Here is a 17,386-nt window from a genome sequence, read left to right as displayed (position 1 = left end):
GGCTTACCGTCCTCTGTTATGCGTCCGCTCATAGAGCTCACGGATGATGCCGCTTGCCGTGGTCTCGAACAGAAACGGCAAGAAAGCATGAATGAGCGCGGCAAAGGCCGCCATGAACAATCGCGACGAGAACCATGCGGCGAAAGCCATATGGCCGAAATAGCTCTCGCCGACCGCGGCCGGGTGAGAGGTGAAAAGTCTTGCGAGCCGTGCGGTCATGTCAATCCCTCCTGCCGGCATGAAGAGCCGGCTATGAGTATACTGGCACTGGTGTTCGGTTCATCGGTCTCAAATTGTCCTTGTGAAAGGCTGAATTTTGGGACAAACATCCCACATGGCGCAGGAAATCGACGAAATAGACCGGAGATTGCTGGCCGAGCTGCAACGCGACGGCACGCTGTCCGTCGACCAGCTCTCGGCAAGAATATCGCTGTCGCGCAATGCCTGCTGGCGCCGGGTCAAGCGGCTGGAGGAAGACGGCGTCATCACCGGCCGGGTGGCGCTGGTCGACGCCGACAAGCTTGGGCTCGGCCTTTCGGTGTTCATCCTGATCCGCACCTCCAACCACGATCCGGACTGGCTGCAAAGATTCCGAGCGGCGGTGACTGGCTTTGCCGAGATCACCGGCGCTTACCGCATGTCCGGCGATCTCGACTATGTCCTGCGCGCCCGCGTCGCCGATGTGAAGGCCTATGACCGGCTCTATCAACGGCTGATCGCCAAGGTGGCACTGTCGGACGTTTCGGCCTCCTTCGTCATGGAGGAGATCAAGGAGACCACGGTCGTTCCGATGGAACTGCGCTGAAGCGGAACTGTGCTGAAAGAAAGCCGTTGATAGCATTGCCGCCGAGTTGACTGAACCGGCGTTCGCGACGATAGGATCAGCCTCATGCGCGCAGCACTTTATCCCACCTCCGTCATCGGTCCGGCTGTCGGCTTCGTCAGGCTGCCGCATGGCGAGGGATTGCCGCTTCCTGCCTATGAGAGCTCGGGCGCCGCCGGCATGGACCTGCGCGCCGCCGTCCCGGACGACAGGCCGCTTTTGATCCTGCCGGGAAAGCGCGCGCTGGTGCCGACCGGGCTGGTCCTGGAAATTCCGGAGGGCGTCGAAGGCCAGGTCCGGCCGCGTTCCGGCCTCGCCTTCAAGCACGGGCTCACCTGCCTCAACACGCCGGGCACCATCGACAGCGACTATCGCGGCGAGGTCAAGGTGCTGCTGATCAATCTCGGCGACGAGGATTTCGCGGTGACGCGCGGCATGCGGATCGCCCAGATCGTCTTCGCCCCGGTGACGCAGGCGACCGTCGAGGAGCGCACATTGGCTGGCGGTACGGCGCGCGGCTCGGGCGGCTTCGGATCGACCGGCACGGCCTGATGAAAATACCCAAGCTCGTCATCTTCGATTGCGACGGGGTTCTGGTCGACACCGAGAACCTGGCCAATCGGCGCCTCGCCGAATGGCTGACCGCGGCCGGCTTTCCGGCCAGCTTCGAATATTGCCGCAAGAATTTCTCCGGCCGCAGCATGGTCTCGGTGCAGAAGGAAGTCGAGGCGACCGGCGTCAGCCTCGGCGCCGATTTCGTCGAGCGCTGGAACGCCGGCCTGCCGGACCTGTTCGCGCATGGCGTCGAGGCCATCCCCTACGTTCGCGAGTTCATCGAAACCGTGCACGCCGCCGGCATCGCCACCTGTGTCGCGTCGTCGGCACGGGTGTCCAAAATGCACATCACGCTCGGCCAGACCGGGCTGCTGCCGCTATTCGAGCATGCGCTGTTCAGCTCGACCATGGTCTCGCGTGGCAAGCCGTTCCCCGACCTCTTCCTGCATGCGGCAGCGACGATGGGCTTCGCGCCCGCCGACTGCATCGTCATCGAGGACAGCGTCGCCGGCACGGCAGCCGGCATCGCCGCCGGCATGCGCGTCTATTCCTACCACGGCGACCCGCTTTCCGACCGCGACGGGCTGATCGAAGCCGGCGGCATCCTGTTCGACGACATGCGTAAACTGGCCGGGCTGGTGCCGATCCACTGATCGCCTTTGCGCAGGCTGCATGCGCGCCCGATCTCAGACCGGGCGCGGCGCTCCAAGTACTCGGTCGACCGTGTCGCATATGAGACTGCGCAGATTGGCCGGCCTGTCGAGATGACTGACGACAAGCAGGCCGTCGGCCGCCACCGTTAGCGCGTCCGCGGTGCGGTCCGGATCGCGATTTGCGTCAGCGATCAGCAGATCCCTTAGGATGCCCCACTTCCAGTGACGATGCTTATCGATTGCCTGGCGAACCGGGCTCCTCGGGTCGGGGTATTCGGCCGCGGCATTCTGGAACGGGCAGCCGCGGTAGCCCGGCTGATCCGCCGCGTCGGCAATAAGATCGAATATGGCAAGGATCATCTGGCGAGGTGGCCGCCGGCCAAGGCTCGCGATTGCCGCCCGTCCTCCCTTGCTGAGCTCCTCGATGTAGGCGCGGACGAGATCGTCCTTGGCCGCGAAGTGATGATAGAACGTCGCCTTCGCAACGCCGGCCTCGGCGATGATGCGGTCGATGCCGACGGCACGGATCCCCTCCAGAGAAAACAGCGCGGTCGCCGTATCGAGGATGCGGCGGCGCGCAAGACTTTCTGGACGATCGTTGATTCGGGCTGCGGACATGCCTTGACCGCATAGCAGACAGGTCTGTATACATCCACATGTAGACAGACAGGTCTACCTATTAACAGAGGGACCAGCGAACATGGCTTCGATAGTCAGGGAAATCATCGTAGATGCTTCACCGGAAAGCGTATGGGCGACGGTGGGCGACTTCGCCGGCGGCGCCCAACGGATAGCCCCAGGCGTTTTCGTCGACTGCCGGGTGGATGAGGGCGACGTGCGGGCCCTTACTTCGCCGACGGCAAGATCGTGCGAGAGCGGCTCATCGCCCGCGACGAGCAGAGCCGGCGGATCGTGTGGGGATGGCTCGGCGATGAGGTCACCCACGATAATACCTTCATGCAGGTCTTTGCCGAGGGCGAGGGCCGGAGCCGCCTGGTCTGGATCCACGACACTCTGCCCGACGAACTCGGCGCGTGGCTCGCAGTCGCCATGGATCAGCTGGTGCCGGTTTTCCAGCAGACCCTGGCGAGCCAAGCCAAGCCAACATAGTGAGGCAACGCCAGGTGTTTCCTCTTGGCCGCAAAATGCTTTAGCTTGCGCGCGCCCGACATAACGAGCGCGCGCATGACCTTCTTCCTGCTTCGTTTCATCTTTGCCTGCCTGCTGCTGCCCTGTCTTTGGACGACGGCCAGCGCGGAGGCCGTCAGCTTCCCGGAGCTCGGCAGCGCCGTCCCCGGCCACGGCGATGTCACCTATCTCGATCTCGCCAGGATGGTCATTCCCGATCTGGCCGCGGACAAGGACGGCTTTTTCCGGGGTTCGATTCCGATCGAGATGCGCCACATCGCTGGACCGGACTACGACGGCTCGCCGCCGGCGACGTCGGGTCTTTCCAGCGGCGACGTGCTCAACATCAAGGCCGGCGGCAAGGACCGGCTGGCGATGCTGCTCGACCTCGGCGACTCGCCTGACAGCGCCGAGGGTTATGCCGTGCTGGCACTCTACGACATCACCGGCAAGCCGGCCTTGCTCGACGCGGTCAATGTTGCCGTCGACCGCAGCACCTACTTTCGCGATCCGGGCAAGCTGTCGATCGGGCCCGGCGATGACGTCATCATCACCACGAGCACGCATTTCAATTCGAGCCAGGGCTATGTGATCGCACCGCTGGTCATGGTCCGCAACGACAGGTTCGAGCTGATCGACATGATCTATACGTTCGACGAAAACCTCTGCACCAACCGAAGGACGCAGAATGTGGCCTTCCAGGCGATTGCCGACAGCCAGCTCTATGCAGCCATCAAGGTCACGGTGACCGACGCGACAGTGCCGGGCGATGAAAGCTGCGACGGCCAGCCGCCGCCAGAGGCGTCTTCGCGCGACATTTCCGTCACCTATCATTGGGACAAAAATGCTTCGCGCTACGTCAAGGATTCCGACGCGCTGGATCGATTGGCAGATGACAACGCCAAACGCTTCTGAGCCAACCGCATTTGTTTGCCCGGCGCCTTCCGCCGGGCTAGAATTTGCCTCACATTCTGCACTGGAGGGGAGCATCCATGGACAAGGGCAAGATTTTTCGCGACCTGCATGCCTCGATCTTCGTCATGGCCAATTCCTGGGACGTTGGCACGACCAAGCTCTTGGCCTCATTCGGCTTCAAGGCGCTGGCCACGACCAGCGCCGGCTTTGCCTTTTCGCGCGGCCTGCCCGACGGCGCGGTGACGTTCGAGGCGATGATCCATCATTGCCGTGAAGTGTCAGCGGCGACCGGGCTGCCGGTTTCGGCCGACCTCGAAAAGGGCAAGGGCGACAGCGCGACAAGTGCCGGCGAGACCATCTTCGCCGCCGAGGCGGCTGGCCTCGCCGGCTGCTCGATCGAGGACCATACCGGCGAGCCCGCCAAGCCGATCTATGATTTTTCGCATGCCGTCGATCGCGTCGCGGCGGCGGCGGAAGCGGCACGGGCACTGAAACGCGATTTCGTTTTCACCGCGCGAGCCGAGAATTTCCTGTGGGGCAAGCCCGACCTCGACGATACGATCAAGCGGCTGCAGGCCTTCGAGAAGGCCGGCGCCGACGTGCTCTATGCACCGGGGCTGGACGACATCGAGATGGTGCGAACCGTCTGCTCGGCGCTGACCAAGCCGGTCAACGTCATGGCCAGGCCCGGCTTCACCATCGCCGACCTGGCCATGGCGGGGGTAAAGCGCGTCTCGCTCGGTCCGTGGCTGACCAATTTCGCCTTCGGCATGCTGGAGACCGCGGCGCGCGAGATCCAGCAGGATGGCACCTTCGGCTTCACCCGCGCCGCCATGCCGTTCGGCAAGCTGCAGGCGCTGTTTGCCAAACCTTCCGCCTAGGTCGGGCCCGGCAAATGACCCTCACGGTCGTGGACATGCACACCGGCGGCGAGCCGCTGCGGATCGTCACCGGCGGCTACCCCGATATTCCCAAGGGCACGATCCTCGAAAAGCGTGCCTATGTGCGCGACCATCTCGATCATCTCAGAAAGATCCTGATGTTCGAGCCGCGCGGCCATTACAACATGTATGGCGCGCTGCTGGTGGAGCCCGACCTGCCAGGCGCCGACCTCGCGGTGCTGTTCATGCACAATGACGGCTATTCGACGATGTGCGGCCACGCCATCGTCGCGCTCGGCCGCTACGCCGTCGACGAGCGGCTGGTGGCGCCACGCGAGCCGCTGACGACCGTCAATATCGAGGCGCCATGCGGGCTGATTTCGACTGCAGTCGAGGTAAGGGATGGCAAGGCCGGCGCGGTGTCCTTCGAAAGCGTGCCGGCGTTTCTGTTCGTCGGCGACCAGCGGATCGAGCTGCCGGGCTATGGTCCGGTCGGCTTCGACATCGCCTATGGCGGCGCCTTCTATGCAGTGGCCGACTGCCGCCAGTTCGGGCTGGAATTTGGCAGGAACCGCGTGCGCGATTTCGTCGATGCGGCGACCGCGCTGACCAATAAGCTCAAGGCCGAATTGCCGCTGTCGCATCCCGACCATGCCGATCTCGCCTTTCTCTACGGCACAATCCTGACCGACGGACAGGATGCGTTCTCCGATACGCCGACCAAAAACATCTGCGTTTTCGCCGAGGCCGAGGTCGACCGTTCGCCGACCGGCTCCGGCGTCACCGCGCGGCTGGCGGCCATGCACGCCAAGGGGCAGATCGAAATTGGCCGGACGCGGCTGTTCGAGAGCATTGCCGGCTCGCGCTTTTCCGGCGCGGTCGTACGCACGGCCACAGCCGGGCCGCATGACGCCATCATCGCCCGCGTCGGCGGCCGCGCCTATTACTCAGGCCGAGCCGAATTCATAGTCGAGGACGATGATGAACTGGGGCGCGGCTTTCTGCTGCGCTAGCTCCCTTCCCGTGCCGAGATCGCCTTGTGCAGATGCACCATCATGGCGGCGGCGAACAGTGGCGTCAGAAGGTTGAGCAGCGGCACGGCGAGGAAAGCGGCGACCACCAGCCCGGCCAGGAACACGGTGATCGAGTGCTTTCTGCGCAACGCCCGTGCCTCGGCCTCCGGGCGAAAGCGCATGGCGGCGAACTCGAAGAACTCGCGCCCGAGCAGATAGCCGTTGACGACGAAAAAGGCGGCGATGTTGATGCCCGGCACCAGCAGAAGCAGCAGGGCGACGATGTTGCCGAGGATGACGACGCCGAAAAACCGGATCGCCAGCACCAGCGAGCGCAACGCCGGCACGGCGCGGCCGGGCGGGTCGTTTGGATAATCGGTGCGCTCGACCACTTCGGCGACGTCGTCGAGGAACAGGCCGGCGATGATCGCCGTCACCGGCGCGATGAGCAGCGCCAAGCCCAGCGCAAGGCCGACGCCGGCGACGACGGCGCCCAGCCACCCGGCCCAGGAGGGTGGGGCGGGCAGCCATGCATCGATCCACGGCCAGGCCAGCAATTCGAACAGGCTCTTGATCCCGAACCAAAGCGCCGCCAGCGCCAGCAAGGTCAGCCCCAGCGTCTTCAGGAACACGGAACGGAATTCGGGCGAGAACAGCCGGCTCAAGGCGGCACGGGCGGCGTCGAGGATCACGGCGTTTCCAATTCCATGTCAAACGAGGCCATGGGCGATATTTCGGGATAGGCGGAGACAGGTCGCGAGACAAGCGCAAACCGCGCGATACGAAGCATGCGCTCTGCCCGGATTTATAACTCGCGGCCTAGGCAAAGCCGCATCAAACCGCTAGACCCGCCCGCGCCCGGCGTGGCAGAAAGCCGGTGGGTTTTTTGGCGGAGACATGAATTGATGCCGGACTATGACGTGCTTTGTATCGGGAATGCCATCGTCGACATCATCGCCCAGTGCGACGAGGCGTTCCTGGAGACCAACGGCATCATCAAGGGCGCGATGAATTTGATCGACACGAGGCGCGCCGAACTGCTCTACAGCCGCATGGGCCCGGCCATTGAAGCCTCGGGCGGCAGCGCCGGCAACACGGCGGCGGGCGTCGCCTCCTTCGGCGGTCGCGCCGCTTTCTTCGGCAAGGTCTCCAACGACGCGCTCGGCGAAATCTACGCGCATGACATCCATGCCCAGGGTGTCGCCTTCGACACCAGGCCGCTTAACGGCGAACCGCCGACAGCGCGCTCGATGATCTTCGTCACGCCGGACGGCGAGCGCTCGATGAACACCTATCTCGGCGCCTGCGTCGAGCTCGGCCCGGAGGACGTCGAGGCCGACAAGGCGTCGGGCGCGGCCGTCACCTATTTCGAGGGCTATCTGTGGGACCCGCCGCGCGCCAAGGAGGCGATCAGGCAGACGGCTAAGCTCGCCCACGCCGCCGGGCGCGAAGTGTCGATGACATTGTCGGACTCGTTCTGCGTCGATCGCTACCGCGACGAATTCCTCGATCTGATGCGCTCCGGCACCGTCGATATCGTCTTTGCCAACAGCCACGAGATCAAGTCGCTCTACCAGACCGCTTCATTCGACGAGGCGCTGGCGCGGATCCGCAGGGACTGCAAGATCGCCGCCGTCACCCGCTCGGAAAAGGGCTCGGTGATCGTGCGCGGCGACGAGACCGTGACCATCAATGCGACCAGGATCCGCGAGCTGGTCGACACGACAGGCGCCGGCGACCTCTATGCCGCCGGCTTCCTCTACGGCTACACGCAAGGCCGCAGCCTCAAGGATTGCGGCGATCTCGGCTCGCTAGCGGCCGGGCTGGTCATCCAGCAGATCGGCCCAAGGCCACGCCAGAATTTGCGCAGAGAGGCCGAGCAGGCGGGGCTGCTGTAGCGGCATCTCTTCCTTCTCCCCCTGTGGGAGAAGGTGGATCGGCGCGCAGCGCCGAGACGGTTGAGGGGTGCTGGACGGAGTGCTGCCGGTGCCAAGCTGGAACACCGCTCATCCGACCGAGCTTCGCTCGGCCACCTTCTCCCACAGGGGGAGAAGGGAGAGGCGCTGCTGCTGCCCCCGCTCGTCAAGCTCCTGCGCTATACGCCGCAATCGCTGCCATGTTGACGATGTCCGAATCCTTGGCATTGAGCGAGACGATCTGGACCGGCTTGTTCAGGCCGACCAGCAGCGGGCCGATGACGGTCGAGCCGCCGAGCTCCTGCAGCATCTTGGTCGAGATCGAGGCCGAGTGGAAGGCCGGCATGACCAGCACGTTGGCCGGGCCGGTCAGCCTGATGAACGGGTACTGCGCCATGGCGCGGGCGTTGAGCGCCACGTCAGCGGCCATCTCGCCGTCATACTCGAAATCGACGCGGCGCTTGTCGAGGATGCGCACCGCTTCCTGGACGCGCTCGGAGCGCTCGCCCTGCGGATGGCCGAAGGTTGAATAGGCGAGCATGGCGAGCCTCGGCTCGTAGCCCATGCGGCGGGCGAAACCGGCGGCCTCCTCGGCGATGTCGGCGATCTCGACGGCATCCGGCATGTCGTGCACCGCGGTGTCGGCAACGAGGACGGTGCGACCCCGCGCGAGCACGATCGACACGCCGATGACGCAATGGCCGGGCCTTGCGTCGATGACGCGGCGGATGTCGTCGAGCGCCGTCGAATAGTTACGGGTAACGCCGGTGACGATGCCGTCGGCATCGCCCAGCGCCACCATGCAGGCGGCGAAATGGTTGCGGTCGTTGTTGATCAGCCGCTGGCAGTCGCGGAACAGGAAGCCTTTGCGCTGCATGCGCTCGTAGAGATAGTCGGTGTAGACGGAGTTGCGCCGCGACAGCCGCGCATTGATGATCTCGATGCCTTGCTTGCCGAGGTCGATGCCGGCGTTCCTGGCGTTTTCCTTGATGATGTCGTCGCGGCCGAGCAGGATGGCGGTGCCGAGTCGCTGGTTCACATAGGAGACGGCGGCGCGCATCACCTGCTCCTCCTCGCCCTCGGCAAAGACGATGCGCTTGGGCTGGCGGCGCACCCGGTCGTAGATGCGCTGCAGCGTCGATGCGATCGGGTCGCGGCGGGCGGAAAGCTCCTGCGCGTAGCGGTCGAGATCGAGGATCGGCTTGCGCGCGACGCCGGAGTCCATCGCCGCTTTGGCCACCGCAATCGGAATGGCCGAGATCAGGCGCGGGTCGAACGGCACCGGGATGATGTAGTTGGGGCCGAATTTCGGCCGCATGCCCTGATAGGCGGCGGCGACGTCGTCGGGCACGTCCTGGCGCGCCAGTTCGGCGAGCGCTTTGGCCGCGGCGATCTTCATGTCGTCGTTGATGGTGGTCGCCCGCACATCCAGCGCGCCGCGGAAGATGTAGGGGAAGCCAAGCACATTGTTGACCTGGTTGGGATAGTCGGACCGTCCCGTCGCCATGATGGCGTCGGTGCGGATCTCGGCGACTTCCTCCGGCGTGATCTCGGGGTCGGGATTGGCCATAGCGAAGATGATCGGGTTCTTGGCCATCGACTGCACCATTTTGGTGGTCAGCGTGCCTTTGGCCGAGAGGCCGAGGAACACGTCGGCGCCGTCCAGCGCCTCGGCCAGCGAGCGCGCGCCGGTTTTCACGGCGTGCGCCGATTTCCACTGGTTCATGCCTTCGGTGCGGCCCTGGAAGACGACGCCCTTGGTGTCGCAAAGGATGATATTCTCAGGCGCAAAGCCCATCGCCTTCATCAATTCGATGCAGGCGATGCCGGCAGCACCGGCGCCGTTGCAGACCATTTTCGTGGTCTTCATGTCGCGGCCGGTGATTTCCAGCGCGTTGATCAGGCCGGCGGCCGAGATGATGGCGGTGCCGTGCTGGTCGTCATGGAAGACCGGGATGTCCATCAGCTCGCGCAGCCGCTGCTCGATGATGAAGCACTCCGGCGCCTTGATGTCCTCGAGGTTGATGCCGCCGAAGGAGGGGCCGAGAAAGCGCACGCAGTTGATGAATTCGTCGGCATCCTCGGTATCGACCTCGAGGTCGATGGAATCGACATCGGCGAAGCGCTTGAACAGCACCGCCTTGCCTTCCATTACCGGCTTCGAGGCCAGCGCGCCGAGATTGCCGAGGCCGAGGATGGCGGTGCCGTTGGAGATGACGGCGACCATGTTGCCGCGAACCGTGTAGTCGAAGGCGCGGCTCGGGTCCTCGGCGATGGCGAGAACCGGCACAGCGACGCCCGGCGAATAGGCAAGGCTGAGATCGCGCTGCGTCGCCATTGGTTTTGTGGCTACGATCTCCAGCTTGCCGGGGCGGCCCATAGCATGGAATTCCAATGCCTCCTGGGCGCTGACGGAGGGCCCGTTGCTTTCGGTTTTCTTGGCCATGGTACTTTCGGTTTCCTCGCCCGTACGGCACCGCTTGAGATGGGTGCGCATGCTTTCTTTTGTGGAAGGTTCGGGATTAAGGCTACACTTCGCCGCTGTAAACCGCCAAGCATGGCTTGCAAAATTTTGGAAGCAGCTTCTTGAACGACGAGACGCCCATTCGAAGCGACAACGCCACGCCGGCCTTCGCGCCGGCGACGCCGATGATGGAGCAGTATATCGAGATCAAGGCGGCGAACCCGGATTCGCTGCTGTTCTACCGCATGGGCGATTTCTACGAGCTGTTCTTCGACGACGCCGAGAAGGCAAGCCGGGCGCTCGGCATCGTGCTGACCAAGCGCGGCAAGCATCAGGGGCTCGACATCCCGATGTGCGGCGTGCCGGTGCATGCCGCCGACGATTATCTGCAGAAGCTGATCGGCCAGGGGTTCCGCGTCGCCGTCTGCGAGCAGATCGAGGATCCGGCCGAGGCGAAGAAGCGCGGCGGCAAATCGGTGGTGCGCCGCGACGTGGTGCGGCTGGTCACCCCAGGCACCATCACCGAGGACAAGTTGCTGGCGCCGTCGGAATCGAGTTTTCTGATGGCGCTGGGACGGGTCAAGGGCGGCAGCAGCGATACAAGAGGCGGGGAGCGCGGCAGCGCGACAGGGAACCAAGGAAGTTTCGCCCTGGCCTGGATCGAGATCTCGACCGGTGTCTTCCGCGTCGCCGAGACAACCGCCGACCGGCTGCTCGCCGATGTCGTCCGCGTCGATCCGCGTGAGCTGATCGTCGCCGAACCGGTGTTTTACGACCCGGAGCTGAAGCCGGTGTTCGACGTGCTTGGACGCGTCGCCAGCCCGCAGCCGCCGTCGCTGTTCGATTCGGCTTCGGCCGCCGGCCGCATCGCCCGCTTCTTCGAGGTGGCGACGCCGGATAGTTTCGGCACATTTTCGCGCGCCGAGCTGTCGGCGATCTCAGGCGTCATCGCCTATGTCGAGAAGACGCAGAAGGCCGAACGGCCGCCGCTGTCGCGGCCGGAGCGCGAGGAGCAGGGTTCGACGCTGTTCATCGACCCGGCGACGCGCGCCAATCTGGAGCTGCTGCGCACGCTGTCCGGCAGCCGCGACGGGTCGCTGTTCAAGGCGATCGACCGCACGGTGACCGGCAGCGGTGCAAGGCTGCTCGCCGACCGGCTGATGGCGCCGCTGACCGATCCGGCGGCAATCGCTGCAAGGCTGGACTCGGTGTCGTTCTTCCGCTCCGAGACGCGCCTTTGCCAGGCGGTGCGGGCAAGCCTGAAGAGCGTCGCCGACATGCCGCGCGCGCTGTCCAGGCTGGCGCTCAACCGCGGCGGTCCGCGCGACCTCGGCGCGCTGCGCGCCGGTTTCGAAGCGGCCGGCGCCATCGCCGAACTGTTCGGCCAAACCGCCTTGCCGGCCGAACTGACCGCGGCGTTGGGAGCTATCAAGGCACTGCCCAGTGAACTGGCGACGCATCTGGCACAGGCGCTCAGCGACGAGCTGCCGTTGCTCAGGCGCGACGGCGGCTTTGTCCGCGGCGGCTACCACGCCGAACTCGACGAGATGCGGGCACTGCGCGACGAGTCGCGAAAGGTGATCGCCGGGTTGGAGCGTTCGCTGATCGACGAGACCGGCATCCGCTCGCTGAAGATCAGGCACAACAATGTGCTCGGCTACTATATCGAGGTCACCGCCAATCATCATGCGCTGATGACCGGCAGCGACGGCGCCAGGGCGCGCTTCATCCATCGCCAGACCATGGCCAACGCCATGCGCTTCACCACCACGGAGCTCGCCGAGCTGGAATCGAAGATCGCCAATGCCGCCGACCGGGCGCTGGCGATCGAGCTTGCCACTTTCGAGGCGCTGACGGCGGAAGTCGTCGGCCAGGCCGACACGATCCGCGCTGGCGCCGAAGCGCTCGCCGTGCTCGACGTTTCGGCCGCACTTGCCTTGCTTTCCGAGAGCGAGGCCTGGTGCCGGCCGCTGGTCGATGCGAGCCTTGCCTTCGAGATTTCGGGTGGACGTCATCCGGTGGTCGAACAGGCGCTGCGGCGTTCCGGCGAAGGCCCGTTCGTCGCCAATGATTGCGATCTGTCGCCGCAAGGCGATGCCAAGGCCGGCGCGATCTGGCTGCTGACCGGCCCCAATATGGGCGGCAAATCGACCTTCCTCAGGCAAAACGCGCTGATCGCCATCCTCGCCCAGACCGGCTCCTTCGTGCCGGCGGCATCAGCCCATATCGGCGTCGTCGACCGGCTGTTTTCGCGGGTCGGCGCCTCCGACGATCTGGCGCGCGGCCGCTCCACCTTCATGGTCGAGATGGTCGAGACGGCGGCGATCCTCAACCAGGCAGGCGAACGCGCACTGGTCATCCTCGACGAGATCGGCCGCGGCACCGCCACTTTCGACGGCCTGTCGATCGCCTGGGCGGCGGTCGAATATTTGCACGAGAAAAACCGCTGCCGGGCGATCTTCGCCACGCATTTCCACGAAATGACGGCGCTGGCCGGAAAACTGCCGCGGCTCTCAAACGTCACCATGCGGGTCAAGGAATGGGAGGGCGACGTGGTCTTCCTGCACGAGGTCGGCAAGGGTGCGGCCGACCGTTCCTACGGCGTCCAGGTAGCGCGGCTGGCCGGCCTGCCAGAGGCCGTCGTCGGCCGGGCCAAGGAAGTGCTGCACCAGCTCGAAGCCGGCGAGGTCTCGGGCAAGGCCAACCGTCTGGTCGACGACCTGCCGCTGTTTTCCGTGGCGGCGAAGCGGGAAGCGTCGAAGCCGGCGAAGAGTGATGGGCTGGGTTTGGCGCTAGCGGAGATCAATCCCGACGAGATGACGCCAAGGGAAGCGCTGGAGGCGCTGTACCGGCTGAAGGGGATGGCTGAGAAGTAGTGCTCGTCCGATAGCGCTCTACGGCACCCCCCCTCTGTCCTGCCGGACTGTCCGGCAGGACAGAGGGGGGTGTGACGGAACGCTGCTTTGGCTTGCCTTCCGCCCCACCCCTCAAATCATCGCCAAGCCGGACTTCCGCCTCGGCGGTGGGAAGGCGTGGTCAATTTCGGCGAAATCTTCGCTCGTGAGCTCGATGTCCAACGCCGCGACATTCTGCCGGATATGCTCCGGGCGACTGGCCTTCGGAATGGCAATCACCCCGTCCTGCGCCATCACCCAGGCAAGAGCGATCTGCGCCGGCGTCGCACTGTGGCGGGCGGCGATGGCATCTAACCTGGCATTGCGCGCCAATACCCCCTGATCGACCGGCGAATAGGCCATCAGCGGCATGCCGCGTTGCCGGCTCCACGGGGCGAGGTCGAACTCGACGCCGCGCTGCGACAGATTGTAGAGCACCTGGTTGGTCTGGACGTTGCCGCCGGCCGGCAACCGAACCAGCTCTTCCATCTCATCGGTATCGAAATTGCTGACGCCCCAATGGCGGATCTTGCCGGCCGCCTTCAACGCTTCGAACGCCTCTACCGTTTCCATCAAAGGCACACTGCCCGGCCAATGCAGCAGATAAAGATCGATGCGGTCGGTGGCGAGATGCCTCAGGCTGTTCTCGCATGCCCGTTTCACGCCGGCGCGCGAGGCATTGGACGGCAGCACTTTGGAGACCAGGAAAACCTCGTCGCGGCGACCGGCGAGGGCCTCCGCCACCACCTCCTCGGCACCGCCGCTGGCATACATTTCGGCGGTGTCGATCAGCGTCATGCCGAGATCCAGCCCGAGCTTCAGGGCATTGGCCTCGTCGCCACGGCGGCGGCCGTCTTCGCCCATATTCCAGGTGCCCTGGCCGAGCACCGGCACGGCTTCGCCGCAGGGCAGGGTGGTCGTTCTTATCGTCGACGGCATGGCATGCTCCAGTCCGAGGCCCGGATAGCACCATAGCCGCCAAGGCAAATCCAGGTGAAGCAGAAATCCAGGTGAAGCCTCTCGCCCGGATTCCCCGACAGCGTGACGCCTACTTCACCGGATGGGCAGCGAGCCAGTCCTGCATCTGCTTGATCTCGGCTTGCTGCGCGGCGATCACTGCTTCCGCCAGCTTGCGGATTTCCGGATCCTTGCCGTTGGCGAGCTCGACCTTGGCCATGTCGATCGCCGCCTGGTGATGCGGGATCATGCCGCGGGCGAAATCGACGTCGGCATTGCCGGAATATTCGATCGCCATCATGTCGGCGTGCATCTTGTCCATCGCCGCCTTGTAGCCGTCGGTCGAAGGGCCCTGCGCGCCCATTGCGCCCATGTCGTGTTTCATCTCCTCGGCTTGCGCCGGAACGCTTTCGAGGAAAACGGCAAGCAGCATTCCCGCCGCCATCATCAGCAGCACGATCTTCTTGGCCAAGGTCATTCATCGTCTCCTTTTTTGAACAGGGTCTATCTGGGCAGTCGACTCAAAGTTTCAACGTCCTGAGCCGCAACGCGTTGGAGATCACCGAAACCGAAGACAGGCTCATCGCCGCCGCCGCAATCATCGGCGACAACAGCGTGCCGGTGAGCGGATAGAGCACGCCGGCGGCGACCGGCACGCCAAGCACGTTGTAGAGGAAAGCGAAAAACAGGTTCTGGCGGATGTTGCGGATCGTGCCCTGGGCAAGCGTGCGGGCTCGGACGATGCCGTTGAGATCGCCCTTGACCAGCGTGATCCCTGCACTCTCGACCGCAACATCGGCGCCTGTGCCCATGGCGATGCCGACATCGGCGGCGGCCAGTGCTGGCGCATCGTTGACCCCGTCGCCGGCCATGGCGACGCCGGCGCCGTTTGCACGCAATTCCTCGACCAGCGCGTTCTTCTCTTCGGGCAAAAGTCCGGCACGCACCGCGTCGATGCCGAGCTTGGCTGCGATGGCGTTGGCAGTACGCTCGTTGTCGCCGGTCGCCATGACGATCTTCAGCCCGCTGTCATGCAGTGCCTTGATCGCCTCGGCGGTGGTCGCCTTGATCGGGTCGGCGACGGCGACGAGGCCGGCGAGCCGGTTGCCGACAGCAACGAACATCGCGGTCTTGCCGTCGGCCTGCAGCGCCTCGGCGCTGGCCTGGACCGATGTGCTGTCGATGCCGAGATCGGCCATCATCGCAGCATTTCCGAGCGCCACCTTCTGTCCCGAAACCGTGCCGGAAACACCCTTGCCGGTGACGGCCTCGAAACCGCCGGCATCCGGGATATTCACCCCGCGTTCGCGGGCGCCGTCGACGATCGCCTCGGCCAGCGGATGCTCCGAGCCTTTTTCCAGCCCGGCGGCGAGCGCCAGCAGATCGTCTTGCGCCATCCCTTCGAAAGCGACGACGTCGGTCAGCCGCGGCCGGCCTTCGGTCAGCGTTCCCGTCTTGTCGACGATCAACGTGTCGACCGAGGCAAAGCGCTCGAGCGCCGCCGCTTCCTTGATCAGCACGCCGGCATGCGCGCCGCGCCCGGTGGCGGTCATGATCGACATTGGCGTGGCAAGGCCGAGCGCACAGGGGCAGGCGATGATCAGCACCGAGACCGCCGAGATGATGGCAAACACCAGGCTGGGTTCCGGTCCGACGATCGCCCAGGCGACAAACGCTATGATGGCGACCAGCACGACGGCCGGGACGAAGTAGAACGAGACGCGGTCGGCCAACCCCTGAATCGGCGCGCGTGAACGCTGCGCCTTGGCGACCAGCTCGACGATGCGCGCCAGCGTCGTCTCGGCGCCGATCTTTTCGGCGCGCATGATCAGCGAACCGTTCTTGTTGAGCGTGCCGCCGGTGAGGTTGTCGCCTTCGGTCTTCTCGACCGGCAGCGGCTCGCCTGTGATCATCGATTCATCGATGGAAGAGCGTCCTTCGAGCACAATGCCGTCGACCGGCACGGCGTCGCCTGGGCGGATGCGCAAGCGGTCGCCGGCCTTGACCGTATCGAGCGGCACGTCGTTTTCGGAACCGTCCGCGCCGATCAGCCGCGCCGTCTTCGGCGCCAGGTCGAGCAGCGCGCGGATCGCCGAGCCGGTTTTCTCGCGGGCGCGCAATTCCAGCACCTGGCCAAGGAACACCAGCGCGACGATCACCGCCGCCGCCTCGAAATAGACCGGCACGGTGCCGTCATGGCCGCGGAACTGGTGCGGAAAGAGGCCTGGAAACAGCGTGGCGACGACGCTGTAGAGATAGGCGGCACCGACGCCGAGCGAAATCAGCGTCCACATATTGGGGCTGCGGTTGAGGACCGAGTTCCAGCCGCGATGGAAGAACGGGAATGCCGCCCACAGCACCACCGGGCTGGCCAGCGCCAGCTCCAGCCAGACCTTCGCGCGGTCGTCGATGAAGGCCTGGAACGTCAGGCCGAGCATCGGCGCCATGGCGATGACCAGCAACGGCACGGACAGCACCGCGCTCACCCAAAAGCGCCTGGTGAAGTCGACCAGTTCCGGGTTAGGCCCCTCGTCGCCGGTCGGCACGCCCATCGGCTCCAGCGCCATGCCGCAGATCGGGCAGGAGCCGGGCTTGTCGCGGATGATTTCGGGATGCATCGGGCAGGTGTATTGCGTGCCCTTGGGCATCGGCTGCGGCGCCGGCCTGTCGCCGAGATATTTTGCCGGCTCGGCTTCGAACGTCGCCTGGCAAGCGGCCGAGCAGAAATAGAAGCCCCGGCCCTCGTGCCGCAAAAAGTGCTTGGCCGTGGCGCGATCGACGCTCATGCCGCAGACGGGATCGGTTGCGGTCAGGTATTTTTCCGGCTCGGCGACGAATTTCGCGCGGCAGCTCTCGCTGCAGAAATGATAGCGATGGCCGTCATGCTCGGCCGTCGGCTTGCCGGCAGCCGGATCGACGGTCATGCCGCAGACCGGATCGCGGACGACGGCGTCCGCAGCAGAGGAGGCGCCTTTTGCCGAGCAGCAGCTGCCATGGGCGTGATGATGGTGATCCGAATGCGTCATGCCGAAAGCCCCTGTATTTCGATGTTGCGGCGGAGGTAGTGCTTCCAGTAACTGGAAGGTCAAGGGCTGATTTCGATTTTTCGTGGCCAGACCCAAACTGCACCGGCCGCGGGCATGAGACGATCGTCCCGTTCCACGGCTGCGGAGAACGCGTCCGTCCG

At 64.9% G+C, this 17,386-nt stretch carries 16 protein-coding genes; 9 read left to right on the top strand and 7 right to left on the bottom strand.

Translation table 11 applies throughout. The features are described from left to right. Positions 1 to 3: 3 nt before the first annotated feature. A complete protein-coding gene (locus NKH93_RS08915) occupies positions 4 to 219 on the bottom strand; it encodes a DUF6356 family protein (RefSeq protein ID WP_023717932.1) in 216 nt (71 codons plus the stop codon). 115 nt (positions 220 to 334) lie between these two features. Here NKH93_RS08915 and NKH93_RS08910 point away from each other — a divergent pair, with 115 nt between their 5' ends. From NKH93_RS08910 to NKH93_RS08900, 3 genes are all read left to right on the top strand, one after another. Continuing rightward, positions 335 to 805 (top strand): Lrp/AsnC family transcriptional regulator, encoded by a 471-nt coding sequence (locus NKH93_RS08910; protein ID WP_352448497.1) that lies wholly within the window; start codon positions 335 to 337, stop codon positions 803 to 805. 84 nt (positions 806 to 889) lie between these two features. After that, positions 890 to 1,375: a dUTP diphosphatase gene (gene dut / locus NKH93_RS08905; RefSeq protein ID WP_352448498.1), complete on the top strand. Its 486-nt coding sequence runs from the start codon at positions 890 to 892 to the stop codon at positions 1,373 to 1,375. Further along, positions 1,375 to 2,031 carry an HAD family hydrolase gene (locus tag NKH93_RS08900; protein WP_352743087.1) on the top strand — a complete coding sequence of 219 codons (657 nt, stop codon included), beginning with the start codon at positions 1,375 to 1,377 and terminating at the stop codon, positions 2,029 to 2,031. Before dut ends, NKH93_RS08900 begins: the two co-directional genes overlap by 1 nt. 33 nt (positions 2,032 to 2,064) lie before the next feature. Here the strand turns inward: NKH93_RS08900 and NKH93_RS08895 are convergent, their stop codons facing one another. Next, the gene (locus NKH93_RS08895; protein WP_352969916.1) at positions 2,065 to 2,649 is read right to left on the bottom strand and encodes a TetR/AcrR family transcriptional regulator; all 585 of its coding nucleotides are present in this window, start codon (positions 2,647 to 2,649) and stop codon (positions 2,065 to 2,067) included. 249 nt (positions 2,650 to 2,898) lie between these two features. Here NKH93_RS08895 and NKH93_RS08890 point away from each other — a divergent pair, with 249 nt between their 5' ends. From NKH93_RS08890 to NKH93_RS08875, 4 genes are all read left to right on the top strand, one after another. Continuing rightward, entirely contained in the window at positions 2,899 to 3,141 is a 243-nt protein-coding gene (locus NKH93_RS08890) for an SRPBCC family protein (protein WP_352969914.1), read from the top strand. A gap of 75 nt (positions 3,142 to 3,216) precedes the next feature. Continuing rightward, positions 3,217 to 4,074 carry a hypothetical protein gene (locus tag NKH93_RS08885; protein ID WP_352969912.1) on the top strand — a complete coding sequence of 286 codons (858 nt, stop codon included), beginning with the start codon at positions 3,217 to 3,219 and terminating at the stop codon, positions 4,072 to 4,074. Between the two features lie 77 nt (positions 4,075 to 4,151). Then, complete coding sequence (locus tag NKH93_RS08880) at positions 4,152 to 4,955, top strand: isocitrate lyase/PEP mutase family protein (protein WP_352969910.1); 804 nt, start codon at positions 4,152 to 4,154, stop codon at positions 4,953 to 4,955. Positions 4,956 to 4,969: 14 nt separating this feature from the next. Continuing rightward, positions 4,970 to 5,968: a proline racemase family protein gene (locus NKH93_RS08875; RefSeq protein WP_352818517.1), complete on the top strand. Its 999-nt coding sequence runs from the start codon at positions 4,970 to 4,972 to the stop codon at positions 5,966 to 5,968. On the opposite strand, the gene NKH93_RS08870 is transcribed toward NKH93_RS08875, so the two are convergent. After that, positions 5,965 to 6,660, bottom strand: coding sequence for a sulfate transporter family protein (locus NKH93_RS08870; RefSeq protein WP_352818514.1), 696 nt, complete (start codon positions 6,658 to 6,660; stop codon positions 5,965 to 5,967). The two genes, NKH93_RS08875 and NKH93_RS08870, sit on opposite strands and share 4 nt — an antisense overlap. Before the next feature lie 213 nt (positions 6,661 to 6,873). Here NKH93_RS08870 and NKH93_RS08865 point away from each other — a divergent pair, with 213 nt between their 5' ends. Then, positions 6,874 to 7,866, top strand: a complete 993-nt coding sequence (locus NKH93_RS08865) for an adenosine kinase (protein WP_352469968.1) — start codon at positions 6,874 to 6,876, stop codon at positions 7,864 to 7,866. A 184-nt stretch (positions 7,867 to 8,050) separates the two neighbouring features. Here NKH93_RS08865 and NKH93_RS08860 read toward each other — a convergent pair whose 3' ends face one another. After that, positions 8,051 to 10,330 (bottom strand): NADP-dependent malic enzyme, encoded by a 2,280-nt coding sequence (locus NKH93_RS08860; protein WP_023676376.1) that lies wholly within the window; start codon positions 10,328 to 10,330, stop codon positions 8,051 to 8,053. Positions 10,331 to 10,533: 203 nt separating this feature from the next. Here NKH93_RS08860 and mutS point away from each other — a divergent pair, with 203 nt between their 5' ends. Further along, positions 10,534 to 13,224: a DNA mismatch repair protein MutS gene (mutS, locus tag NKH93_RS08855; protein ID WP_352970030.1), complete on the top strand. Its 2,691-nt coding sequence runs from the start codon at positions 10,534 to 10,536 to the stop codon at positions 13,222 to 13,224. A gap of 111 nt (positions 13,225 to 13,335) precedes the next feature. On the opposite strand, the gene NKH93_RS08850 is transcribed toward mutS, so the two are convergent. The 3 genes from NKH93_RS08850 to NKH93_RS08840 all read right to left on the bottom strand — a co-directional run bounded on the left by NKH93_RS08850 (position 13,336) and on the right by NKH93_RS08840 (position 17,225). Further along, positions 13,336 to 14,181 carry an aldo/keto reductase gene (locus tag NKH93_RS08850; protein ID WP_352969908.1) on the bottom strand — a complete coding sequence of 282 codons (846 nt, stop codon included), beginning with the start codon at positions 14,179 to 14,181 and terminating at the stop codon, positions 13,336 to 13,338. 109 nt (positions 14,182 to 14,290) lie between these two features. Further along, positions 14,291 to 14,677 (bottom strand): CopM family metallochaperone, encoded by a 387-nt coding sequence (copM, locus tag NKH93_RS08845; RefSeq protein ID WP_352818506.1) that lies wholly within the window; start codon positions 14,675 to 14,677, stop codon positions 14,291 to 14,293. A gap of 43 nt (positions 14,678 to 14,720) precedes the next feature. Further along, entirely contained in the window at positions 14,721 to 17,225 is a 2,505-nt protein-coding gene (locus NKH93_RS08840; protein WP_352969906.1) for a heavy metal translocating P-type ATPase, read from the bottom strand. Positions 17,226 to 17,386 lie beyond the last annotated feature (161 nt).

Origin of the sequence: Mesorhizobium sp. M0954 (genome assembly GCF_040319155.1) — a bacterium.
Lineage (GTDB): Bacteria > Pseudomonadota > Alphaproteobacteria > Rhizobiales > Rhizobiaceae > Mesorhizobium.
The sequence above is the reverse complement of the archived record's forward strand: the minus strand, read 5'-3'. Positions and strand labels throughout refer to the sequence as shown.